Here is a 22238-nt window from a genome sequence, read left to right as displayed (position 1 = left end):
CTCACTTGCCTTCCCAGGCGACAGCCTGGCCTTCCTTGAGGAACTTTCCGCCTTCGGTGACGATCAGGTCTTGCGCGGCGACGCCGCCGGTGACGACGAAATCGCTTTGGCGATATCGGTCGACCGAGATCCTACGGAGCGAAACGGATTGGTTTTGAGTGTTGACGAGCCACACGGCAGGTTCGCCCCCGGCTGATGCGATCGCGGTATAGGGCAGCACGATTCCGTCGCGCGGCGAGGCGCGCAGCTTGCCCACGACAGGCGTTCCGAGCGGCCATGGCGCGCCGTCCTGGAGCCCCACCTTGATCCGGATCGTGCCTGCCTTCGCGTCTATGACGGGAGAGACCTCGCGAATGCTGGCGTGGACGTCGCTCGCAAGATCGGAGACCGGTGCGACCTCGACGTCGTTCAGCGGCCGGCCATCCAGAAAGAACGCCTCGAAGACGTCGAACACTGCGTCTCGTGGCCCGTCATGGGCGAGCGTGAAGGCCGACTGCGCTGCTGACACCACCTGCCCGGCTTCGATGCTGCGCGCCGTGATGATGCCGTCCGCGGCGGCCTTCAGCTCGGTATAGGACAGAGCGTCCTCTGCCGTCGCGAGCGCGGCCTCGGCGGCCTCGAGGGAAGCCTGTGCGCTCAGCAGCTCCTTCTGGGCATCATCAAAGACCGCCCTCGGAACGGCCTGCGACTGCAGGAGTGACTTCGCCCGGTCGAAGGCGAGCGTCTTCTGCGCAACGACGGCCTGCGCCGACGCCAGCGCGGCACGGGCGACGCTGACGTCCGCCTGCTGTTCCGTGTCGTTGAGCCGGGCGAGGACGTCGCCGGCGTGGACATGCGATCCGACGTCGACCCTTCTCTCAAGAACCCGGCCGCTGACGCGAAAGGAGAGTTCGGTCTGGACCCTCGCCTTCACCTCGCCGGTGATTTCCGCACCCGGCTGATACTGAGCCTCGGCTGCCGCGACGACGCGGACCTGCTGCGGCGGCGGCGCAACTTCAGCTTTCTCTTCGCAGGCAGCCAGGACTGCGCAGGCGAGACCAATTCCCAGCAATCGAAAGGACTTTTTGCTCCTAACAGGCCATCGCCCGATGTTGACAACGCCCACTTAATAGCTAAAGTAGACGATGTCAACATCTCCGTCAGAAAATGTTGACACACGCAACATGGGCATGGGTGAAGCAGATGCGGTTAGCCGCCGGACAGCCGAATAATTCCAATTGGATGATGGAACGAGTTGTTAAAAAAACATCGCGGGGGGAACGGAAGGCGCGGCGTCCCCATGAAATACTGGAGGCCGCGTTCGAGGAGTTTGCGGCAAAAGGTTATGCGGCAACGCGAGTTGAAGATGTCGCAACCCGACTGCGGATAACAAAGGGAACGGTCTACCTCTATTTCCCGACCAAGGATGTTCTTTTCCAGGAGATGTTTCGTCACGCGTCGACGTCATCCGCAGACCTGTCGACCGCCATCGGCAGCCTTCGGGGATCCTGCGCCGATAGGATCCGCGACCTACTGCTTATCGCTTATGAAAATACGGCCAACGACCGAAAGACGAGAGAACTCCTGCGCTTGTCCGTCGCCGAAGGAACTCGTCTTCCCGAAATGGTCGATTGCCGTCATGAGCTATTCATCGCACCGACGCTTGCAGCCCTCACGGCCTTGGTCGAGGAAGGCGTGAAATCGGGAGAGTTGAGACATGATACGGCCACCGATACGCCTGACGTGCTCGCGAGTTCGATTTTTCAGATTGCCGTCTGGCATCTCATGCTTGCCGATCGAAAGCCGATCGACGGCAGGGCGCTTATGGAGGCGCACATTAGCCTCGTTATGAACGGGCTTCTGCGGCGTTCGAAACGAATGGCCTGATTTGGCGAGGTGCGTCAGAGAGCGGACGGAGCTGTGCAGTTTTCGATGCTGGCAAAGGCCGGATACGTCGTTCGACGTATCCGGCCTTTGCCTCTTCCCATGCTGAGCTGAATCTAATTGCCGCTAGGAACGCGATTGTCATCCGACGGCGGGACTTCGCCCGTGACCGTGATGTTTCCCTGGATCTTATAGACGATCCGTAGATTGGCGGCCGCAGCCTGAAGCCAACCGACCGCATCTTCCGATGACCATGCCGTGCCCTCCGGTGGCAGGCTCTCAAACAGGCCGGCAATCAGCGGATTGACAGACTGGGACCTGCCATTGCCGCCGCTCTGGTTCGACCCGCCCTCTCCGCTGCCAACGGGCCGGTCGGAGCGGCTCTGATCGGAAGAGCTCGCATATTCCCCGGCAGATGAGCCTGAAGACCTGGCGTGAGACGAACCTGAAGAGCCCGCCTGGGACGAACCCGACGACGACGCGTCGGCAGAACCCGAAGAGGTGCGGTGGGACGAACCCGAGGACGCTGTGCCAGAGGAACCTGTTGCGGATCCAGACTGGTATCCGTCGGAAGAATATGTCGTTCCGCCGGTGCTGGAGGCGGCTGCCGCACCGGTGACGACGCCTGCCGCATACCCGCCCAGAACATAGGCTCCGCGGCGATAGTATCCACGACCATAATCCCCACCGCCATACTCTCCGTCACCGTAGTCGCCGACGCCGTGGTCTCCACGACCATAGTATCCACGGCCAAAGTATCCGTTGCCGTTGCCGGAGACTTTGACATCGCCGGAATTGTTGACGGTGACATTGCCCGAGTCCTTTGCGGCGATGTTGCCGCCGGAGTTCATGAAGGTGCGGTTCCCGTTGATGTTACCGCCCGAGTTCAGCGTGTTGCGGATATTTCCAGACGCATTACTCCCCCCGCGGCCAGGCCCTTCCGCCAATCGCCCCTTTGCGCCGCCGACACCTGGCATACGAGTACGTGGGTTCGCCGGAGGGCGGTTCTGAGCGCTCACCGGCGGCCGACGGTGGCTCGCCATTGGTGGACGCGGAGTGCGGCCTATCTGCGGACGTAGGCCCCCGCTTGGCCCGCCCGACGGGAAATGCGGTGGCCCTCCAGACGGCAGGGACGGCGGGCCGCCAGGGGGCGGCGCAAACTGACCGAAGGCAACGTCCGATGTGATGGCCGTTAAAGCGAGAAAAGCAAGGCAGGTGCGCTTGAGATGGTTCATCACTTCCTCCCCTCGGTTCCCGACGCGACGGCTGGTGTCGGGTCGATCTTTTTCACATCAGCAGGAGGTTCAAAGGTGAATTCGGAGTCGGACAGAGGGGGCTCGGTCGTCCAACTGGTGAATTCGGCAACAAAGCTTGGTTGGCCCTGCAGCAACGGGTAGGTGACGACCAAGCGATGCGGCGTCGCCGCGTCATTCTTCTCGAGCCACAATTCCACATCGATGCCGGACTTCTGTGAGAAAAGCAGATGCCGGCACTCGACCCCGTCGATGGTAGCCATGCCCACCTGCTCGGCCGCCATGGCATCGCCCAGCAGCACTTCGTCCGGAGAGCCCGCAAAAAGGACGCCGAGCGGAAAATCGAGGTCCAACTTGTCTGCGATCTCGTCGAGCGCGGACGATATGTCGCCCGACGCGGGGATCGTCATGTATTTCTTTCTGTCGGGAAAGAAGACCGAGGCCGCCTTGCCGTCGTAGAAGAGATCGTGTCTGCCGTCATCGCCGATAAACTCGACGGCGATCCGATCGGGCCGGCGGGCGGCGATTTTGATCGTATGGAAGATGTGAAGCGGTTGTCCGAATTCGTCCAGATAGACGCTGATCGTTCTTGCCGTGACCGACAGGTCCCTGGCGTGCAGCGTCTTTCCCATCTGCGAAACGGCGGTCGCGGCCTCGTCGCTGATCGCTGGCTTGAACGGAGGTGTCGGTTCATCCGCGCGGGCTGTCGGCAGTGTGGCGAATCCCACAAGAATGCCGAACGCGACAGTCTGCCCGACATTCCGCAGTATCGCAGTCACTCCACGCACGCTTACGCCGTCGACAGAGCGGTTCGTTGCCACCGAAGGTCGCCGGGCCTTCGCGAGGGCCCGCCGCAAACCATTACAGACTTCCATGTTCATTTCCTTTGATACTAATCCAGATAGCGCGAGCCCACTGTGGCTCGTCGCGAGGTAGAGTTGGTCCGGGTGCTGGAGCGTTCCTGTCGCACGGCGCCGCAAAGGGTGTCGTCCGTCTGTCCGCAATCGATCCTACTGCATGAACCAGCCGTGGCTCACGACCAGCGACTGACCCGTCACGGCATTGGACTTGGCCGCCGCGAAATAGAGAACAGCGTCGGCCACATCATCGGTGCTGGTAAACTCGCCGTCGACCGTATCCTTGAGCATCACCGTCTTGACCACCTGCTCCTCGCTGATGCCGAGCTCCCGTGCCTGCTCCGGGATCTGTTTGTCGACGAGCGGCGTGCGCACGAAGCCGGGACAGACCACGTTGGCCGTGACGTTGTGCTCGGCCCCCTCCTTTGCCAGTACCTTGGCCAGTCCGATCAGTCCGTGCTTGGCCGTGACATAGGGCCCCTTCAGCTTCGAGGCTTCCTTGGAGTGCACTGACCCCATGTAGATCACCCGGCCATAATTGGCGGCATACATGTGCTTGAGGCAGGCGCGAGTGGTCAGAAAGGCGCCGTCGAGATGGATCGAAAGCAGCTTTCTCCAGTCGGCAAAGGGAAAGTCGACCAGCGGCTTGACGATCTGGATGCCAGCATTGCTGACCAGCACGTCGATCTTGCCGAACCTGGCGACCACCTCGCCAACGGCCTTTTCCACCTGCTCTTCGTCGGCGACGTTCATCGCCACCGCGAATGCATCGCCGCCCTTGCTTTTGACCTCGGCGGCCGTTGCGTTCGCGGCGTCAAGATTGAGGTCGGCGATCACGGGAATGCCGCCTTCGGCTGCGAAGCGAAGCGCGATCTCCTTGCCGATGCCGCTCGCGGCTCCGGTGACAATCGCCACTCTTCCATCAAATCGAGACATGGATAGTTCCTTTCAGTTGCGGGAGATCAGTCGTTTTGGAGGTAGTCGAACACGACCTCGCCGAGGCCGAGCGTCAGGTCGGCGATATAATGGCTGGCCGACGTGACCTCCCGCACGGGCAGCCGCGCGACATCGCACATCGCGTGTTCGAACAATTGCAGGGCCGCCGGGCCGGCCCATGCGCCCTTCAGGGTCACATCCTCGAGATAGTAGCGCACGAGTTCGCAAATCCGGGGCGAACCGTCCACGTGCGGGATGATCTTCAACATGAAGGCGGGCTTCGCCATTGCCTTGGCCAGCGGCTCCAGCGGGAGTTGCCGATGCTTGTAGCCCATGGTCGCCCTGACGCAGAGAACCGAGCCATAGTGCAGCGTTCCGACGAGCGTCTCCTGCTCGTGCGACAGTTTCGGCGTTGCCAGCTTCTTCGGAAAGCCCCAGATCTCACGGCCGCCGGCGATCGGAGAGCTGTCGTCAAGGTACATGGCATGCACGTAGCTGCCTTCCTGCACCTTGCCTGATGGCGTCGTGAAGCGCACCGGAATGACCTGCCCGGTTTCCGTATAGTCCCCGAAGCCGGTCGAATCCGGCATGCGGATGAATTCATAGGCGACAGTGTCGCCGATCACTTCCAGCGGCTCCGGCACGACGGCGCGCAGGGTCTCCGGATCGGTCCGATAGTTGATGACGACAAATTCGCGGTTGTAGAACTTGTAGGGTGGCCTCGGATAGGCCGGATTGTTGAGCGGCATCGCGAAGGCATTTTCGCGGACTGCGGCGATCTTCATGGTCGTGCTCTTCTCTTTGGTGAAATCTCAATCGAAGTCGAAAATGGCGACGCCGTCCGGCGTGCCGGGACGCTGCAGCACCTCGGGGTGGCGCAATGTTTGAAGGGCGTCGTTGTAGCCGGAGGCCCAGTGCTCCTCCATCGTCAGCCGGGAGAACTCGTAATCCTTGGAGCTCGCTTCGTATTTCTTGGCGCGATATATGAGCTGGACGATGTTGTAGACCTTCTCGTCGGCCTGATCGACGAGCAGCTTGATCTCCGGATCAGCTTGCAGCAGCGCGTCCTGCGGGACGAGTTCGACCAGATGGCCGAGTGCGCGGCGCAGCCGCTGCTGCGTCTTGAAATGGTCGGTCGCCGCGCGTGTGCGGCTCGAGAAGCGGATATCCTTCTGCCGCAGTTCGATTCCGAGAAGGTCACGCGGGAACTCGCCACTCGCGCTCCAGAGATCGACTTGAAAGGCCAGCGTGTCCTGGCGCGGCGCGTTATCGAGGACCCATTGCAGCGGCGTGTTGGATATGAGGCCGCCGTCCCAGTAACACTCGCCGTCGATCCTCGTCGCCGGGAAGCCAGGCGGCAAGGAGCCGCTCGCCATGATATGTTCGGGGCGGATATCGTGGGTCGTGGTATCGAAATACTCGAAGTTGCCGGTGCGTACGTTGACGGCGCCGACGCTGAAACGCATGGCTCCTGTATTGATGCGATCAAAGTCCACCAGCCGTTCCAGCGTCGCCTTCAGCGGTGCGACGTCGTAGAAGCTTTCCGCCTCGATGCTGCCGGCGGATGAAAAGAAAGGTGGCACCAGACGGGGCGTGAAGAAGCCCGCGGCGCCGTCCATAAGGGTGGCGAAGGCATGTGCCTGATTGAGCAGGCCACGCGCGAAATCACCCTGGAGCCCCATCGCCCCTAGCATCGCCGAAAACAGCGTGGGCATCCCGTGAGCCGGGGCGGTTACCGTCTCCCAGAAGCTCCTGAGCGCCTCCACTCGTCTTTCAGGCGGATTGCCGGCGATCAGAGCGCTGTTGATGGCTCCGATGGAGATGCCGGCGACCCAGTCAGGATGCAGTCCGGCTTCGGTCAGTGCTTGATAGACGCCGGCCTGATATGAGCCGAGCGCCCCCCCGCCTTGCAACAACAGCGCGATACGCTCGAATGGCGGACGCTCCGCTATGCGGTGCCTCTTGTTTTTGACGGGATGTTGAGCAGCCATCAATGTACCTTTTTTGTTGTAGCGTCCGTAGGCGCCGATCGCGTGCTCGCATTGCGCCGAAATAGTAGACGGAACGGGCACGCCACATGTTGACAACGCCCACTTAAAGATGAGAGTAGACAATGTCAACATCGCGCAGTCAAAAATGTTGACACGAGCAACTTAAAAACCTAATGGACGAATATGACCAAAGATATTTCCACCACAGAGCAGCGCCCGTATCATCATGGCGACCTGCACAGGGCGATCGTAGAGGCGGCACTCGATGTCCTCAGCGAATCCCAGAGCACGGAATTTTCGCTTCGGGAGCTCGCCCGACGAGCGGGCGTCAGTCACAACGCCCCCTACAAACACTTCGCCGACAAGCGCGAATTGCTGGCCGCCGTCTCGGCAGTCGGATTTGAGCTCCTTGCGAAGCGGATGGCTGATGCGACAAAGGAACTCGACAGTCCGCGCGAGCGGCTGGCAGCTATAGCGCGCGCTTACGTTTGCGGCGGCGTCAACAATCCAGCGCTCTACAGATTAATGTTCGGCGGCTACCTTGGTGGCCAGGACAATGGGCGCCCTGCGATCGAAAGAACTGCGGCCTACAGCATGAAAGCCGTTGTGGTAGAGGCGATATGCGACGGCGCTCTTGGGCGCCTCATTCCCAACACCGCGGCAAACACGCGTACGATCGATGGTGCCATTCTAATATTCTGGTCGCAAATGCATGGACTTACCTTGCTGCTGGTAGACAGCCTCGTCGGCCCCAGCGGCAAGATTGAGGAGCTGAGCGAGGGCGTGTTGCAAGGCATGCTCGACGGATTGGCGAATTGTATCCCGGAAATACCAGTCGGCGTGTGGGTGGGGCCTCCGCTTGCAGAGTAGAACCTCCCAAGCCTCGCGCTGGTAAACCTTTGAATTTTTGACAAGCACGCCTGGGCATTGGGGCTGGTCGGCGATCCGCCCTGTTATTTACGTGTCGCGCGCGGCTCGTTCCGAGAGGAGAATCTCATGGACGCATACATCTCTGCTCTGATGGGTCTCGCCGGCATCGCGATTGGCAGCCTGACCTCATTTGCCAGCACGTGGATGACGCATCGATCACAGGTGAAGGAAAAACAACGCGAGGTCGAGATTGCCAAGCGCGAAAAGCTGTTTTCGGATTTCATCGCCGAAGCCACGCGGCTTTACGGTGACGCACTAAGCCACCAGAAGGACGACGTTTCCGATCTCGTGCTGCTTTATGCACTGGTCGCTCAGATGCGTCTGATTTCATCCCGTTCGGTCGTGGACGCAGCCGAACTGGCGATGGCAAGGATCGTCGAGACCTATTTGACGCCCAATCGCTCACTCTCTGAAATCCGGGATCTTGCCCGTTCCGGCGCGATGAACTTTCTCCTCGATTTTGGTGAGGCTTGCCGGGCAGAATTGGCGACAGGACGCCTGGCTACCAGACGGTAGGATTTTACGGCACTCAGTAGAAAGCCACCATCTGCCACGTTGGGCGCACAAACCGGCCGGTGAACAAAGACGCGCGATCGCCGCCGCACATTGATTTCCGTATCTTGACAGCCTCCGCCGAGGCCACCGCGCAGACAAAACCGGAATTGCGACCCAGGAAGGCGGCCGCTATAGGACGCAGCGATGAGATCCGCCTCGCCTCACGTGTCGTCTCGGAAGTGAGATCATCCTTCATCGCATCGCCAGCGATTTCAATCGGCTCACCAGTTCATCCAAAGCCGCTTCCACCGTTTTCGAAGCCGTATCGATGAGGATTGCATCGTGCCATTCGTCATAGGCTCTTTCGGAAGTCTCTTGCCATGTCGGCTTCACGAGACCTTCGACGTCAGTGAGGCGCGTTTCAACACGGTTGCGGTGCTCGGCTTTGTCCGAGCAAACGACCTCGACCTCCGCCGCCGTCACCCCAGCGGCTTGCGCGACCGAAAGCCACGCTGACCTGGTTATCCGAAGCGGGTTGACGGAGTCGGCGATAACAGTCCTGCCAAGGGTCAAATTGTCTCCGGCGATACCGTAGGCCACGATATAGCCTGCAGGCCCGGCATCATCGGCAATTCCGGAGGCACGGATTGCCTGCTCGATGGTATCGACGCGCACATGGACCGCATTCAACCGCTCAGCCAAAGCGCGGGCAATCGTCGTCTTTCCACTGCCAGGCAGACCACCGAAGATAATGAGCATCGTGACCTCGTCGTTTTTGGAGAGGCTCCACGAGAACGTCAGAGCAGCTCGCGGTCAGCGCAATACTTCACCATTGAGGCCTGGTTCGCAATTCCTTTGTCAGCACCGGGTTTTCATGACCGGCCTCAATGACAGCCCATCCGAGCGCTTCGTAAAACCCCACGGCGTCTCGCGCCGCATTCACAAGCAATCTCTTGACCCTGTGTTGTGATGCGAATTTTTCGAGGCCTGCCATGAGCATCCGGCCGTACCCCTTTCCCTGGCGTTCCGCCCTGATCGCGACGGTCCGCACCCATGCTGTCTGCTCGCTCATCAGATCAAGGCGAGCCGCACCGACCGGAGTGTTTTCAAGCAGAAGCAGCAAAGGGAAATGTCCATCTCTTCGATCATCGGGATGGTTCGCATCATAGCCAATCAACCCACGGGCCTCGAAGAGGACGGCGCGGCGGATGTCGTGGTAGGCATTCCAGTGTTCATCCGCAAACACCTGGACGACCATCCAGGCGTCCTCGCCCTCGTCATTCGGAAATCTGGGCTCTTTCATCGGCGGCCTCGTGGATGCTGGTGGACAACCGGTCGGCAAAATCGGTGACTGCCTCACGGCTCGATAACAGGAACTTCGGACGGGAAAAGACCGAGAACAAGCGCGCGTGCGTCTCGAAAGAGTTCCAGTTGTTCATTCTACTCCGGTATTCGGCCACCCACTTCAAGAGGCCATCGAATTGCGTTTCGGTCTCGCCGCCTTGGATGCCTCGCAGCTTGATGTTGGCGATGCATTCCTCCTCCGGCAGATCAATCCAGACCAGGATCGTCGTGCGGTTGAGGACCATGTTTGCCAGCTGCCCGTAAACGCCCTCCATGACCCAGGCGTGGCGCTCGGCCGCCGCCTTGACCATCTCGTCCCGCAACGCTCTGTCGCGATCGATGCCGTAGCGCCCGGGCTCCCAATGCATGTCATCAAGGTGGACAACCGGATGGTGAAGCTGCTCACCAATACGACGGGCGAGCCATGTTTTACCCGCGCCGCCATTGCCCATGATGAGCGTGCGGTCAAAGGTGGCTGAGGGATTGGGAAACGTCATCGGCAACTCCGAGGACTTTGCGCTGATGCTGGTTTGTGTGACCTTAGCGCGAGATATTGAATGCTTTCAAATCAAAATTGAGCGCGGGCCATCCTTGCAGTTATGTTCGCGTGAGGAAAGCTGGCCGCAGAGCAAAGAAATTCGCGGTCGCCATCACCAGCGCATCGAGAGCTTCAGTGCCGAGCGATGTATTGAAGGCGTGGTCCACCGGACTGATCCGAAGCTCGTTGTCCCCGTTATGGGCCGACACGAATTTTCGTCCTGTGCCCGCCGGAATGGCAGTATCCAAGGACCCTTCCGCCACAAAAAGCGGGCCATCATAGGCTTTGATTTCATCGAATGGATCGTGCGTTGCCACCTCTTGAAAGAAGGGGTGCCTGAGCTTGAGCCTGGCGCCCCACGGCATCACGATCTCGGTCGCAATGCTCTCTTCCGCCAAACCGCGAAGATAGGTTTCCCGACCGATCAGAGCGGGAAAGGAGACACTTGGCTCTCCAATAGCAGCCCAAAGAGCAATCCCGGACGGTCTATTGGTTCGGCCGCCTATCGCAGCAGCGACCAATCCACCCTGGCTCCATCCCAGCAGGAAGATACGGTGTCCATCGACGCGGGGGTCGGACCTGAGAAACTCCATGGCGGCAATGCCATCGGCTATTTGGTTCGAATATGTCGTGTTCTCAAACAGGCCGTCGCTTTCGCCGCTTCCACGGAAATCGATCCGAAGACTGGAAAACCCTAGGGATGCAAAAGACCTGGCTATGTAGGCGAAAATTCCTTTGCCTTGGTTTGGAATCTGAAGCTCATCGCGAACTCCGCCGAACCCCGGAAAAAGCAGGATCACCGGCTGTGGTTTTCCGGCAGCAAGGCGCAACGTGCCGACAACACGCTCTCCCTGAACGTCAAAGGCTACGACCTCCTCTGACGGTTCGTTACTGTTGCGGTCCTTTGGCAATTTCCACCACCGAGATACAACCAAACACAGAGCTGAGGCGGCAACAAACGCGCGCGGGTGCTATCTGCTGCCAAGGGGAGCGGCGTTCAGCGGCGTCGCACGCCGTATGTCTAGAACTCTTCCCAGTTGCCCTCGGTCGAAGCCGGTGCGGCTGAGGTGCCGAAGGCTGCTGCAAGCTTGCCGCCGAGCGCACGGGCCGGTGACGGAGCGGGCCTGGCATGGTCGGTGGCCGAGGCGGAAACCGGTCTGCGCATCGAAAGCATCGCCCCCACCGGGCGTGCCAACGGCTTGGCAGTCGTCCGGGCGGCAGGGGCCGCCTTTGCCACCTGGCCGAGATTGAACTGTGCCAGACGCTCCGAGAGGGCAGACACCTCCGTCACCAGCGTATGCGAAGCGGCGTTCGATTCCTCGACCATCGCGGCGTTTTTCTGGGTCGACTGGTCCATCTGGTTGACCGCCGTGTTGATCTCCAGGAGACCCGTCGACTGTTCACGGGCGGCCTGGACGACCGCCTGGACATTGCTGTTGATCTGCTGGACTTCGGCAACGATCGCCTGCAGCGCCTTGCCGGTCTGGCCGACGAGATCGACGCCACGCTTGACCTGGTCGCCGGACGAGGTGATCAGCGCCTTGATCTCCTTGGCGGCGGTGGCCGAGCGCTGCGCGAGTTCACGCACTTCCTGGGCGACGACGGCGAAGCCCTTGCCGGCCTCCCCCGCACGCGCTGCTTCAACACCTGCATTGAGGGCCAGCAGATTCGTCTGGAAGGCAATATCGTCGATCACGCCGATAATGTTGGAGATCGACTGCGAGGATTGCTCGATGCCGGTCATGGCGTCAACGGCATTGCGCACGATCTCTCCGGACTTTTCTGCACCATCCTTGGTGCGGCTGACGAGCGTTCCCGCCTCCTCGGCGCGAAGGGTGGAGTCCTTGACCGAGGTGGTGATCTGCTCCAGCGCAGCGGCGGTCTCCTCGACGGAAGCGGCCTGCTGTTCGGTGCGGCGGGCGAGATCGTCGGCGCCCGAGCGGATTTCTTCGGAACCGGCCTGAATGACGGCAGCGTTTTCGGAGAAGGAAATCAGGGCTGCCTGGAGCTTTTCGACAGACGCATTGAAATCGACGCGGATTTCGTCAAGGGAGTCGGTAAATGGCTTTTCCAGCCGGATGGTCATATCTCCGTTGGAAAGGCTTGCCAGTCCGTTGCCGAGTTCGCTCACCGCAAACTTGATCGAATCCTCACGGGCGGCATGGAGGACGGAACGTTCCTGTCGTTCGATCTCTTCGCGGGACCGGGAGCTTTCCGCATCGGCCTCGAGCTTGATCTTCTGGCGATTGCTTTCCAGCAGGATGGCGAGGGAGCGTGAGAGGTCGCCGATTTCGTCCTCGGCATTCTTGTCGTTCAATTGCACGTCGAGTTGGCCATGGGCGATGCGATCAGTCTCGGCAATCACGCCCTCTATGCGGCGGACGAATTTGCGGGCAATGAGCCAGCCTGCGAAACCGAGCAGGAGGGCAGCGATGGCGGTGATCGCGACGGCGCTCCAGGCCATGTTATTGAGTTGGGCAAAGACGGTGGATTTGGGCACCGAAACAATGGCGTACCAGTTGAGGTCATTCGTGAGCTTTACCGGATAGGCGACAGAGAAATAGCTCTGACCGTCCGGGCCTGCGATCTCCTGCTCGACGCCGGGCCTGGCGATCAACTGATCCCAGCCGGCGGTGAGATCACCGCCGTCCTTGATATTCTTGCCTGCGAGCGCAGCGGAGGGATGGCTGATGATGCTGCCGGCGCCCGTCACCAGGCTGAGATAGCCGGTCTCCATCGGGTGGACTGCGGAAATCGCCTTGTTGGCGTCGTCGAGCGAAATGTCCATGCCGGCGACGCCAAGCGCCTTGCCATCGACCATGATCGGCTTGGCGACCGAGGTCATCAGCACATCCTTGCCGTCGACCGCGTAGACATAGGGTTCGATGACGACGGTCTTTTTCTGGGTAAAGGGAAGCTGGTAGTAGTCGCCGGCGCCCGACACGCCATAATCGACCAGCGGCGTGTGCTGGATCTTGTCGCCACTGCGCACCCAATAGGGCACGTAGCGGCCGGTGGTGTCGTGGCCTTCCTTGCCGACGAAATCCTTGTCCTTGCCGTCGAAGGCATTCGGTTCCCAGCCGGTCCAAACACCGAGCGCCATCGGATTATCCTGCAGCATGTTCTTCAGCAGGTCGTCGGCGGTCGCACGACTGGCGTTTCCGCTTTCCTTCATCGTCGACAGCGACGTCTCCAACGCATTGACGATGCCGAGCGCCACGCTCATGGATTTCTCGACATTGAGCGCGTTGGTGGCAGCGATCTGGAGCATCTGATCGAGGCTCGATTTGCGCATATCGTTATAGGCGATGTAAAAAAGAACGCCCGATGCCGCGATCGTCGCGACGACACCGCAGGCCGCCACGGAAAAAATGTTGCGTCCGGTAGCCGATTTGAACTGCATGCGCGTACCTCCTCGAGCGGGCATGTCGTCGATCGAGCCGGGACGTGGCTGCACGTCGCGGAAATCGTTCGCATTTTGAAGAAAATACGAAGAGGCTGTTAATTTACGGTGTATTGCGCCAGCTTTACTTATGAGTTGGGCAGCTGTTCACGGGCTCACCTTGATTTGTCATAGGCTCTAGCGCCGCGCGTCTTTTCAGACGTGCAAACAATGCTGTAGCGCTTTGAATTTGTGCATAATTTTGTCCTTGACACCACCTCTTTACCGGCTCTCCATTACAGCTCATGGGACGCGCCGCAGTGCCGCTGCTACACCCTAAAAATTCCATCTGCCAATAGCTCGATCATTATAAAGCGTTCGTTGCAGAAGCGCGGAAAATCCGCCGAAATCCTCAATCAGAAAGAGGTGCTACTGTCCTTTTCAAAACTGTCACATCAAGACGCTATAAGGATTTTCGCCCGACGCCTCTTGCGCCGAAAGCGTTTCACCGCCAAAATTGCGCCATGCCTGACAGCGACCCATCCAGTACAAGCTCCGCCCGCTCCAACCGGGATCTCCCGGCCGAAGAAGCTGGCGACCACTGTAGGCGGTGCGATGACGTCCGCCTCGCCTCAGGCATATCAGGTTCCAGCAGAGAGCGTTCCAGACCATCGCGAATGACGGGCGGCCGTTGCAGGCCGACTGGATTTCCAACCGTTCCGGCTGGGTCGGGCTTGCCACCTCAAGGAAATCTGAGGACTGATGGAACCTGTACTGATGTTAACACGATGATGGAAAGACGATGGGCGATGCTGATATAGCGTCACTTCGAACGCCTTGCCGCTTCGCCTGATCAATGCGGCATTAAAACCTCAACGAATAGGGTCCCTGTGTTTCTGGAAATTGGAATTGTGGCGTTTCTCACCATCGTAAATGGTGTGCTCGCCATGTCGGAGTTGGCTGTTGTGTCTTCTCGAACAGCCCGCCTAAAGGTTCTCTCTGACAATGGGAGCAAAGGTGCAGCTCAGGCAATCAAACTTGCCGAAAACCCCGGTCGCTTTCTCTCTACGGTTCAGATCGGCATCACGCTGGTCGGCGTTCTCTCCGGCGCTTTCTCAGGTGCCACGCTCGGCGGCCGGCTGAGCGGATGGCTGGAAGCCCAGGGGCTGTCATCGACGGCCGCCGATGCCATTGGCGTAGGTTCAGTCGTTGTGGCAATCACCTATCTTTCGTTGATCATCGGCGAACTTGTTCCAAAGCAGATCGCATTGCGAGAACCCGAAGCGGTTGCGGCCAAGGTCGCCCCAGCTATGGCGGTACTTTCAAAAATCGCGCTGCCACTCGTGTGGCTTCTAAACGCCTCCGGAAATCTTGTGCTTAAGCTTTTGGGCCAAACAGGAAAGGGTGGCGACAATGTCTCTGACGCAGAGATCAAAACCGTGCTGGCCGAAGCGCAGTCGGCTGGCGTGATCGAAAGCGAAGAGTCCGCGATGATATCAGGCGTTATGCGGCTGGCGGACCGCACTGCTCGAGCGCTTATGACGCCCCGACGGGACGTCGAAATTATTGATATTGATGACAGCCTTGATGAAATTCGAACCCAGTTGCACCGGACGAAACGGTCTCGGTTGCCCGTTCGGAAAGGCAGTTCGGACGAGGTGATCGGCATCCTTCCGGTCAAGGACTTCTACGACTCGATGTCCGAACACGGCAGTGTCGACATCAAGGCTCTGACGCAAGACGTCCCGGTGGTTTCAGACCTCTCAACCGCCATAAACGTGATCGAAGCAATCAGGAAATCGTCCGTCCACATGGTGCTGGTTTTTGACGAGTACGGTCATTTCGAGGGAGTTGTTTCGTCAGGTGACATTTTGGAAGCGATCATGGGAGCTCTCCAGGAGGGACCTATCGATGAGCAGGCCATCGCTCGCCGAGACGACGGTTCTTACCTCGTGTCCGGCTGGACGCCGATTGACGAATTCGCTGAGTTCTTAAATCTCAAGCTCGATGACGATTTGGAATATCAGACTGTGGCTGGCCTGGTGTTGGAAGAGTTGAAACATCTGCCGGAATTGGGTGAGAGCTTCACGCGAGATGGATGGCGCTTCGAAGTCGTCGATCTCGACGGGAGGCGCGTGGACAAAATACTTGTGTCTGCGGATTGAAGGTCGGCACGCTCGACGGCCGCAACATCAAAGATCCGCATCCGCCATATGGAAGATGCGGCCTGATATCAGGAGTGATCGCCATGGCATGGTCCGCCAACCAATATGTGAAATTCGAGGACGAACGCACGCGACCAGCGCGTGACCTGTTGGCACAGGTGCCGCTGCAAAACATTCGTCATGCCGTCGACCTCGGCTGCGGACCGGGCAATTCGACAGATCTGATCATCGAGCGCTACGGGGCGGCCGGCGTCTCCGGCGTCGACAGCGACATGAACATGCTGGAGGCAGCGCGCAAGCGACTTCCGGACACTGCCTTCGTCGAAGCCGATCTCACTCGCTGGCAGCCGGACGAACCCGCAGACCTTTTGTTTGCCAATGCCGTCTTCCAATGGCTGCCCGATCATCTCGATATTTTCGACCGGCTGATGGACGGGCTTTCCGAAGGCGGCGTGCTTGCGGTGCAGATGCCCGACAATCTCGGCGAACCCTCGCACCTGGCGATGGAGGAGACGGCGCATGCCGGACCGTGGAAATCCGCCTTCGAGGCGAAGACCGTGCGCCGCAAGGGGCTGCCGCCGCCGTCCACTTACTACAGCCGGCTGATCGCCAAATCCTCGCGCGTCGATATCTGGCACACCATCTACAATCACCCGATGGCGGATGCGGCTGATATCGTCGAATGGGTGAAGGGAACCGGGCTGATGCCCTATCTCGCCCATGCCGGCGAAGAGCATCGCGAGGCATTCCTGGCAGATTACCTCAAGCGGGTGGAAAAGGCCTATCCAAAGATGTCGGATGGGCGGGTGCTGCTGAGGTTTCCGAGGATTTTCATGGTGGCGGTCAAAGCGTAACCGACCTCGGGCGCACGTCAGATGCTGTCAAATACCTGTTACCCCTCGCCGCCTATGTTGCGGCGAAACCGGCACGCATTATAGTCGGCCGCGAATTGCAAGGAGATGACACATGGACGCTGCCCCAACCCCCCCGGTCACCCTCGTCATCTTCGGCGCCACGGGAGACCTGACGCGCCGCCTACTGGTGCCGGCGATCATCAATCTAACGCGCAGCCGCCTCGTCGGCGACGATCTCCACATTCTCGGCATCGGCATCGAGCCGGGTGACGATGAATTCCTGCGCGGGCGGCTCGACCAGTTCCTCAACCATCTGAGCGGCGAAGAGCCGACGGTGAAGGACGAAGCCTGGGAAAGCCTGCGCCGGCGTATTTCCTATACGTCAGGCGATTTCACCAAGGACGATATTTTCATCGAGATCGGCAAGCGGCTGGGGCCGAATGCCAATGCCGCCTTCTATCTCGCGGTGCCGCCATCCTTCTTCGGGGCGATCGTCGAGAAGCTGGCGGCCCACGGGCTGACCGATGAAAGCAATGGCGTCTTCCGCCGTGTCGCGATCGAAAAACCGTTCGGCACCGATCTCACCTCGGCGCAGGCGCTCAATGCGCAGATTCTCGCGCAGGTCGGGGAAAGCCAAGTCTACCGGCTCGACCATTTCCTCGGCAAGGAGACGGTGCAGAACCTGATGACGGCGCGTTTCGCCAACATGATGATCGAGTCCTTGTGGAACAGCCGCTACATCGACCATGTGCAGATCACCGCCGCCGAGATCGTCGATGTCGGCAGCCGCGGCAAATTCTACGATGCGACAGGTGCGCTGCGCGACATGGTGCCGAACCATCTTTTCCAGCTGCTGGCGATGATCGCCATGGAGCCGCCGAACAGCTTCGATGCCGAGGCAATCCGCAACGAGAAAAGCAAAGTGCTGAAGGCGCTGCGCATCTATACGCCTGATGAGGCCAAGACGCACGGCGTGCGCGGCGCCTATGGCGCAGGCCCGCTCAATGGGGCTCAGCTTCCCGCCTATCGCGACACCAAGGACGTTTCGCCCGACAGCAGGACTGAGACTTTCGTGGCGCTGAAGCTCTATGCCGATACCTGGCGCTGGGCCGGCGTGCCCTTCTATCTCAGAACTGGCAAGGCGCTGACGGCGCGCGACACCGAGATCGTCATCACCTTCCAGCCGGTGCCCTTCGCACAGTTTCGCGAGACCGATGTCAAGAGCCGCCTGCCGCCGAACCGGCTGGTGATCCAGGTACAGCCGGACGAGGGCATGAGCATGGAAATCTCGATCAAGTCGCCTGGGCTTTCCGTCGATACCGTGCCGGTCTCTCTCGATTTCCGCTATGCCGACAAATTCGATATCGCCAAGACGACCGGCTATGAATCGCTGCTCTACGATCTCTTCATCGGCGACCAGACGCTGTTCCAGCGCGCCGACGGCATCGAGGCCGGCTGGGCGGCGGTGCAGCCCTTCCTCGATATCTGGGCCGGGGATCAGAGCGTGCCTGACGCTTACGCGCCGGGCAGCATGGGACCGGCCTCAGCCGACGAACTGATCCAGCGCGACAGGCGGCAGTGGCATGAACTCGGCGTCATCCTGCATCGCGACAAGAAGGACGGCAAATAGCGCCCTCCCCTGGTGTTACTGGTTTCCGTTATCACGGCATGCGGCGCTGACCGAGGCGCCGCTCTTGCCGCCTTCGGTGGCAAGCGCTCCGCGTGCCTTGCGCGGCGGGCAGCGCGCCCAGTCGACCGGACCGCTTAGAGGCTCGTTGTCGATGCTGCCGGTTTCGATCGAGTCGAGCGGGATTATCAGCCCGCTTTGCGTTTCAACTCCCGGCGCGGTGCCGAGCGGCGGCGTGCCGTCGATCCGGCCGCTGGCATCCATGCCCATGTTCGACTGGGCAAGAACCGGGGCGGAGAGGCTGAGGAGAGCGATCGAAGTTGCTGCAATAAACCTGCGCATGATGCTATTCCTTCTGGTTTCAGCGATCGTTTTTGTTTCACGCAATTCCGGACGCAAAACCGCTGCACACTTTTGCTGGAATTGCTCTAGCAACAGGCGATGCCAGCTCATTGTTCCCCCGGGAGCGGGCCGCAGACGATCAAAGTTTGGCGATCGGCCGAAGCCACCTCAAAGCGGGGGATATCAGGCTCAATCGCGCCAGCGCGACAGGAGTTTGTCGAGACCTGTCGGATAGAGATCGATGCCGGCGTCGCGCAGCCTGTCGCGGCCGAACCAGCGCGCCGTCGCCGCCGTCTCGTCGAGTTCGGAATAGCGGATCTCATCGCGCTCATAGAGCGACGCATCGGCCAGTTCGATATCAGCGGCAAAGATGTATTCGTGACCGGTCGCGCCGTGATGCTCGTAGATGTTTTCAAGCAGATGCCAGGGACCGACGATGCGAATATCGGTCTCGAGTTCCTCCCTGAATTCGCGCTGCAGGGCCTCTTCGCGGCTTTCGCCGAATTCAATGGCGCCGCCGAGCGGGCGAACGCCCTTGATGCGATCACTGTCATCCTCCACTTCGGCGGCGAGCAGCCGGTCATTGCGCCAGGCGAGGCCGATCACCTTCACCCTGATCTGCTGCGATGGGCGCCAGATGGCCATGGGCTCTCCTTCCATCCAAGGGACCGCGGATGCTCTTCACTCCGGTGCTTCCGAAGCGAGAACAATGAGCCCCGCAAAATGCGGGGCTCCTGATCTCTCGTCTCAGACGAACTGGCTGAGGCCCGGGACGGAAGCGACGACCTCGTCGACGACTTCCTCGCCAGCATATTGCCTGGCGATCGCGATGGTTTCCTTGGCAAGCGAGGTGATCTCGCCCATGCCGAGGCCTTCGCCCATCAACTGCTGGCCGAGCCCCATGATGCCGCCGCCGCCGAGCGAGCTCATCAGCCCGCCGAGCAGACCGCCGCCGCCGGCACCTGCGCCGTTGAACTGGGCGACGAGATCGGCGCCACCGGGGATCGCTTCGATCATCTTGGCAACGGGGCCATCGGCGGCCTCGCGCTGCAGGAAGCCGAGCATCATGCCGAGCGCCTTTTCGGCCAAATCAGGCGCAATACCCACGCGATCGGCGATCTGGGTCACAATTTCATTCATCGTCAGCCTCCTATTTTTTGACGTTAACGTCAACGTTATTCGAAATTCCACAGCAACTCAAGCCGGCCCTCCCCGGGCGGCGCTTTGTCCGGTTTTGCTTTCAATGCAAACAGTTGTCCGCATGCGCCTGCCTGCTTATAACAGGGAAACGATGGTTCGATGAAGGTAGCTGAAGCAAGCCTTCTCATAAATGGCGGCAGAGCCCCAAGGGAGCATTCCGAATGATCGAGGAAGGCAAGATTTTCATCGGCGCGAGCCGCAATCCCGATGACAGCATCAACAAGCCGGAATATCTCGACCTGAAATTCGGCAATCGCCACGGCCTCGTCACCGGCGCTACCGGCACCGGCAAAACGGTGACGCTGCAGGTGCTCGCCGAAGGTTTCTCCCGGGCCGGCGTTCCGGTCTTTGCGGCCGATATCAAGGGAGACCTTTCCGGCATCGCCGCCAAGGGCGAGCCCAGGGATTTCCTAACGAAACGCGCCGAGCAGATCGGCTTTGCCGATTACGAATTCGACCAGTTTCCGGTGATTTTCTGGGATCTGTTCGGCGAGAAGGGCCACCGGGTGCGCACCACCATCGCCGAGATGGGACCGCTGCTACTCGCCCGCCTGATGGATGCCTCCGAACCGCAGGAAGGCGTCATCAACATCGCCTTCAAGATCGCCGACCAGGGCGGGCTGCCGCTGCTCGACCTCAAGGATTTCAGCTCGCTGCTCAACTACATGGGCGAGAATGCCAGCCAACTTTCCAACCAGTACGGGCTGATCTCCAAGGCCTCGGTCGGCTCGATCCAGCGGGCGCTGCTCGTTCTCGAACAGCAGGGCGCCGAGCACTTCTTCGGCGAACCGGCGCTGAAGATCACCGACATCATGCGCACCAGCAATAGTGGCTACGGCCAGATCTCGGTGCTGGCCGCCGACAAGCTGATGATGAACCCGCGGCTTTACGCCACTTTCCTGCTCTGGCTGCTCTCCGAGCTGTTCGAGGAATTGCCCGAGGTGGGCGACCCCGACAAGCCGAAGCTCGTCTTCTTCTTCGACGAGGCGCACCTGCTCTTCAACGATGCGCCGAAGGTGCTGACCGAACGCGTCGAGCAGGTGGTGCGGCTGATCCGCTCCAAGGGCGTCGGCGTCTATTTCGTGACGCAGAACCCGCTCGACGTACCGGAAACGGTGCTCGCCCAGCTCGGCAACCGCGCACAGCACGCGCTTCGCGCCTATTCGCCACGCGAGCAGAAGGCGGTGAGGACGGCGGCCGATACCTTCCGTGCGAACCCGGCCTTCGATTGCGCCACGGTCATCACCAATCTCGGCACCGGCGAGGCGCTGGTCTCGACGCTGGAGGCCAAAGGCGCGCCTTCGATTGTCGAGCGCACGCTAATCCGCCCGCCATCCGGCCGCGTCGGCCCGGTGACGGATGACGAGCGCCGGCAGATCATGGACAGGAGCCCGGTTCTCGGCATCTATGACGAGGATATCGACCGCGAATCCGCCTTCGAGCTGCTGGCCGCACGGGCGAAGAAGGCGGCCGATGCCGAAGCCGCCAAGCGAGCCCAGGAAGAAGCGCCTCAGCAACAGGGCGGCACGACCTCCGGCTGGAACCTGCCGGGCTTCGGCGGCGGCAATGACGACGACAACCAGGGCCGCGGCCAATCGCGCGGCCGGACTTCCGGCTACCAGCGCGAAACAGTGGTGGAAGCGGCAATGAAGAGCGTGGCGCGCACGGTGGCGACACAAGTTGGCCGGGCGCTGGTGCGCGGGATCTTGGGCAGCTTGAAGCGGTAGGCCTGGGTCCCTTCTCCCCAGCGGGGAGAAGATGCCGGCAGGCAGATGAGGGGGTGTGAGAAGCGTCAGCGACGAACGCCTTGAGCGGCCGGCGAAAGGCAGCAACGGGGTACCGTGCGGCCCCCTCATCCGACCCTTCGGGCCACCTTCTCCCCGCCGGGGAGAAGAGGGAGCAAGGTTGGTGCCTGCCGCCCCATTGGCTGCTTTGCCTTGAACCTTCAGCCTTTATTCCCTAAATTCCCCGCCATCGACCATTTCAACAGGATGTGTGCCGCAATGGATTTTAACCCGATCGCAACGCCAGTTCGCCTTGCCAACCGGGAAATCCATATCCATGCCTGCATCCATCACCCTCTCCCAAATTTCGTGGTCCGCGCCTGACGGGCGGCCGCTTTTTTCCAATCTCGACCTGAGTTTCGGAGCCGAGCGTACCGGTCTCGGCGGGCGCAACGGCGTCGGCAAGACGACGCTGCTGAAGCTCGTCTCCGGTGAAATCCAGCCGCATTCGGGCACCGTATCCGTCAACGGCAGCCTTGGCGTGCTGCGGCAGAGCGTTCAGGTAGCATCTGACGAAACGGTTGCCGATCTCTTCGGCGTCACCGATGCGCTCGCTGTTCTTCGCCGCGCCGAAGCCGGCGCGGCTTCCGCCCTTCGTTCGGCATCCATCGCAATGGCCGCTGTGATGGCGTCGAGCAGCGTCTGGTCCCGCACCGGTTTGGTGAGAAAATCCACGG

The 22238-nt window shown here is 60.5% G+C and carries 22 protein-coding genes; 8 read left to right on the top strand and 14 right to left on the bottom strand.

Going from position 1 to position 22238, the window contains the following annotated elements; all coding sequences use genetic code 11:
* Nucleotide 1: 1 nt before the first annotated feature.
* Nucleotides 2–1051 carry an efflux RND transporter periplasmic adaptor subunit gene (locus MOV76_RS25875; protein ID WP_247265580.1) on the bottom strand — a complete coding sequence of 350 codons (1050 nt, stop codon included), beginning with the start codon at nt 1049–1051 and terminating at the stop codon, nt 2–4.
* 131 nt (nt 1052–1182) lie between these two features.
* Between MOV76_RS25875 and MOV76_RS25870 the strand changes: the two genes are divergently transcribed.
* Entirely contained in the window at nt 1183–1866 is a 684-nt protein-coding gene (locus tag MOV76_RS25870) for a TetR/AcrR family transcriptional regulator (RefSeq protein ID WP_245484453.1), read from the top strand.
* Nucleotides 1867–1979: 113 nt separating this feature from the next.
* On the opposite strand, the gene MOV76_RS25865 is transcribed toward MOV76_RS25870, so the two are convergent.
* From MOV76_RS25865 to MOV76_RS25845, 5 genes are all read right to left on the bottom strand, one after another.
* Entirely contained in the window at nt 1980–2714 is a 735-nt protein-coding gene (locus tag MOV76_RS25865) for a hypothetical protein (protein ID WP_245484452.1), read from the bottom strand.
* A gap of 383 nt (nt 2715–3097) precedes the next feature.
* Complete coding sequence (locus MOV76_RS25860) at nt 3098–3991, bottom strand: DUF2092 domain-containing protein (RefSeq protein ID WP_130653517.1); 894 nt, start codon at nt 3989–3991, stop codon at nt 3098–3100.
* Between the two features lie 135 nt (nt 3992–4126).
* Nucleotides 4127–4909, bottom strand: coding sequence for a 3-hydroxybutyrate dehydrogenase (locus MOV76_RS25855; protein WP_130652029.1), 783 nt, complete (start codon nt 4907–4909; stop codon nt 4127–4129).
* 26 nt (nt 4910–4935) lie between these two features.
* Entirely contained in the window at nt 4936–5694 is a 759-nt protein-coding gene (locus tag MOV76_RS25850; RefSeq protein WP_130652028.1) for an acetoacetate decarboxylase, read from the bottom strand.
* A gap of 27 nt (nt 5695–5721) precedes the next feature.
* Nucleotides 5722–6900: a patatin-like phospholipase family protein gene (locus MOV76_RS25845; protein WP_130653516.1), complete on the bottom strand. Its 1179-nt coding sequence runs from the start codon at nt 6898–6900 to the stop codon at nt 5722–5724.
* Nucleotides 6901–7083: 183 nt separating this feature from the next.
* Between MOV76_RS25845 and MOV76_RS25840 the strand changes: the two genes are divergently transcribed.
* Together MOV76_RS25840 and MOV76_RS25835 are read left to right on the top strand one after the other, a co-directional pair.
* Nucleotides 7084–7770 carry a TetR/AcrR family transcriptional regulator gene (locus MOV76_RS25840; protein WP_028733821.1) on the top strand — a complete coding sequence of 229 codons (687 nt, stop codon included), beginning with the start codon at nt 7084–7086 and terminating at the stop codon, nt 7768–7770.
* A 126-nt stretch (nt 7771–7896) separates the two neighbouring features.
* Nucleotides 7897–8346 (top strand): hypothetical protein, encoded by a 450-nt coding sequence (locus tag MOV76_RS25835; RefSeq protein WP_028733820.1) that lies wholly within the window; start codon nt 7897–7899, stop codon nt 8344–8346.
* A 231-nt stretch (nt 8347–8577) separates the two neighbouring features.
* Here MOV76_RS25835 and MOV76_RS25830 read toward each other — a convergent pair whose 3' ends face one another.
* The 5 genes from MOV76_RS25830 to MOV76_RS25810 all read right to left on the bottom strand — a co-directional run bounded on the left by MOV76_RS25830 (nt 8578) and on the right by MOV76_RS25810 (nt 13610).
* Nucleotides 8578–9084: an AAA family ATPase gene (locus MOV76_RS25830; RefSeq protein WP_028733818.1), complete on the bottom strand. Its 507-nt coding sequence runs from the start codon at nt 9082–9084 to the stop codon at nt 8578–8580.
* Nucleotides 9085–9151: 67 nt separating this feature from the next.
* Nucleotides 9152–9628 (bottom strand): GNAT family N-acetyltransferase, encoded by a 477-nt coding sequence (locus MOV76_RS25825; RefSeq protein ID WP_130652027.1) that lies wholly within the window; start codon nt 9626–9628, stop codon nt 9152–9154.
* Nucleotides 9603–10166, bottom strand: a complete 564-nt coding sequence (locus MOV76_RS25820) for an AAA family ATPase (RefSeq protein ID WP_130652026.1) — start codon at nt 10164–10166, stop codon at nt 9603–9605. Before MOV76_RS25820 ends, MOV76_RS25825 begins: the two co-directional genes overlap by 26 nt.
* A gap of 100 nt (nt 10167–10266) precedes the next feature.
* A complete protein-coding gene (locus MOV76_RS25815) occupies nt 10267–11118 on the bottom strand; it encodes an alpha/beta hydrolase (RefSeq protein ID WP_130652025.1) in 852 nt (283 codons plus the stop codon).
* Nucleotides 11119–11228: 110 nt separating this feature from the next.
* On the bottom strand, nt 11229–13610 hold the full coding sequence (locus MOV76_RS25810; protein ID WP_247265578.1) for a methyl-accepting chemotaxis protein: 2382 nt from the start codon (nt 13608–13610) through the stop codon (nt 11229–11231).
* An 869-nt stretch (nt 13611–14479) separates the two neighbouring features.
* On the opposite strand from MOV76_RS25810, the gene MOV76_RS25805 reads away from it, so the two are divergent.
* From MOV76_RS25805 to zwf, 3 genes are all read left to right on the top strand, one after another.
* Nucleotides 14480–15754 (top strand): hemolysin family protein, encoded by a 1275-nt coding sequence (locus MOV76_RS25805; protein WP_247265577.1) that lies wholly within the window; start codon nt 14480–14482, stop codon nt 15752–15754.
* 83 nt (nt 15755–15837) lie between these two features.
* Nucleotides 15838–16608: a trans-aconitate 2-methyltransferase gene (gene tam, locus MOV76_RS25800; RefSeq protein WP_247265576.1), complete on the top strand. Its 771-nt coding sequence runs from the start codon at nt 15838–15840 to the stop codon at nt 16606–16608.
* Nucleotides 16609–16720: 112 nt separating this feature from the next.
* Nucleotides 16721–18238 (top strand): glucose-6-phosphate dehydrogenase, encoded by a 1518-nt coding sequence (zwf, locus tag MOV76_RS25795; RefSeq protein ID WP_247265575.1) that lies wholly within the window; start codon nt 16721–16723, stop codon nt 18236–18238.
* A gap of 15 nt (nt 18239–18253) precedes the next feature.
* Here the strand turns inward: zwf and MOV76_RS25790 are convergent, their stop codons facing one another.
* The 3 genes from MOV76_RS25790 to MOV76_RS25780 all read right to left on the bottom strand — a co-directional run bounded on the left by MOV76_RS25790 (nt 18254) and on the right by MOV76_RS25780 (nt 19717).
* Nucleotides 18254–18577 (bottom strand): hypothetical protein, encoded by a 324-nt coding sequence (locus tag MOV76_RS25790; RefSeq protein WP_018241198.1) that lies wholly within the window; start codon nt 18575–18577, stop codon nt 18254–18256.
* Nucleotides 18578–18766: 189 nt separating this feature from the next.
* Entirely contained in the window at nt 18767–19222 is a 456-nt protein-coding gene (locus MOV76_RS25785) for an NUDIX hydrolase (RefSeq protein ID WP_047619596.1), read from the bottom strand.
* Between the two features lie 102 nt (nt 19223–19324).
* The gene (locus tag MOV76_RS25780) at nt 19325–19717 is read right to left on the bottom strand and encodes a hypothetical protein (protein WP_018449432.1); all 393 of its coding nucleotides are present in this window, start codon (nt 19715–19717) and stop codon (nt 19325–19327) included.
* Between the two features lie 221 nt (nt 19718–19938).
* Between MOV76_RS25780 and MOV76_RS25775 the strand changes: the two genes are divergently transcribed.
* Together MOV76_RS25775 and MOV76_RS25770 are read left to right on the top strand one after the other, a co-directional pair.
* On the top strand, nt 19939–21504 hold the full coding sequence (locus tag MOV76_RS25775) for a helicase HerA-like C-terminal domain-containing protein (RefSeq protein ID WP_130652020.1): 1566 nt from the start codon (nt 19939–19941) through the stop codon (nt 21502–21504).
* A 334-nt stretch (nt 21505–21838) separates the two neighbouring features.
* The coding region (locus MOV76_RS25770) for an ATP-binding cassette domain-containing protein (RefSeq protein ID WP_247265574.1) at nt 21839–22238 on the top strand (400 nt) is incomplete at its 3' end.

It is taken from the genome of Rhizobium sp. PRIMUS64 (genome assembly GCF_023006465.1).
Taxonomy (GTDB): domain Bacteria; phylum Pseudomonadota; class Alphaproteobacteria; order Rhizobiales; family Rhizobiaceae; genus Rhizobium; species Rhizobium leguminosarum.
This window is presented reverse-complemented; position numbering and strand designations above follow the sequence as displayed.

Bases quoted from the DNA above. Each gene is read 5' to 3' on its own strand.
- MOV76_RS25785 (WP_047619596.1), bottom strand. From the start codon at position 19,222: ATGGCCATCTGGCGCCCATCGCAGCAGATCAGGGTGAAGGTGATCGGC.
- MOV76_RS25830 (WP_028733818.1), bottom strand. From the start codon at position 9,084: ATGCTCATTATCTTCGGTGGTCTGCCTGGCAGTGGAAAGACGACGATT.
- MOV76_RS25775 (WP_130652020.1), top strand. From the start codon at position 19,939: ATGATCGAGGAAGGCAAGATTTTCATCGGCGCGAGCCGCAATCCCGAT.
- MOV76_RS25850 (WP_130652028.1), bottom strand. From the start codon at position 5,694: ATGAAGATCGCCGCAGTCCGCGAAAATGCCTTCGCGATGCCGCTCAAC.
- MOV76_RS25845 (WP_130653516.1), bottom strand. From the start codon at position 6,900: ATGGCTGCTCAACATCCCGTCAAAAACAAGAGGCACCGCATAGCGGAG.
- MOV76_RS25870 (WP_245484453.1), top strand. From the start codon at position 1,183: ATGCGGTTAGCCGCCGGACAGCCGAATAATTCCAATTGGATGATGGAA.
- MOV76_RS25840 (WP_028733821.1), top strand. From the start codon at position 7,084: ATGACCAAAGATATTTCCACCACAGAGCAGCGCCCGTATCATCATGGC.
- MOV76_RS25825 (WP_130652027.1), bottom strand. From the start codon at position 9,628: ATGAAAGAGCCCAGATTTCCGAATGACGAGGGCGAGGACGCCTGGATG.
- MOV76_RS25865 (WP_245484452.1), bottom strand. From the start codon at position 2,714: ATGAACTCCGGCGGCAACATCGCCGCAAAGGACTCGGGCAATGTCACC.
- MOV76_RS25790 (WP_018241198.1), bottom strand. From the start codon at position 18,577: ATGCGCAGGTTTATTGCAGCAACTTCGATCGCTCTCCTCAGCCTCTCC.
- MOV76_RS25855 (WP_130652029.1), bottom strand. From the start codon at position 4,909: ATGTCTCGATTTGATGGAAGAGTGGCGATTGTCACCGGAGCCGCGAGC.
- MOV76_RS25810 (WP_247265578.1), bottom strand. From the start codon at position 13,610: ATGCAGTTCAAATCGGCTACCGGACGCAACATTTTTTCCGTGGCGGCC.
- MOV76_RS25835 (WP_028733820.1), top strand. From the start codon at position 7,897: ATGGACGCATACATCTCTGCTCTGATGGGTCTCGCCGGCATCGCGATT.
- tam (WP_247265576.1), top strand. From the start codon at position 15,838: ATGGCATGGTCCGCCAACCAATATGTGAAATTCGAGGACGAACGCACG.
- MOV76_RS25780 (WP_018449432.1), bottom strand. From the start codon at position 19,717: ATGAATGAAATTGTGACCCAGATCGCCGATCGCGTGGGTATTGCGCCT.
- MOV76_RS25820 (WP_130652026.1), bottom strand. From the start codon at position 10,166: ATGACGTTTCCCAATCCCTCAGCCACCTTTGACCGCACGCTCATCATG.
- zwf (WP_247265575.1), top strand. From the start codon at position 16,721: ATGGACGCTGCCCCAACCCCCCCGGTCACCCTCGTCATCTTCGGCGCC.
- MOV76_RS25860 (WP_130653517.1), bottom strand. From the start codon at position 3,991: ATGGAAGTCTGTAATGGTTTGCGGCGGGCCCTCGCGAAGGCCCGGCGA.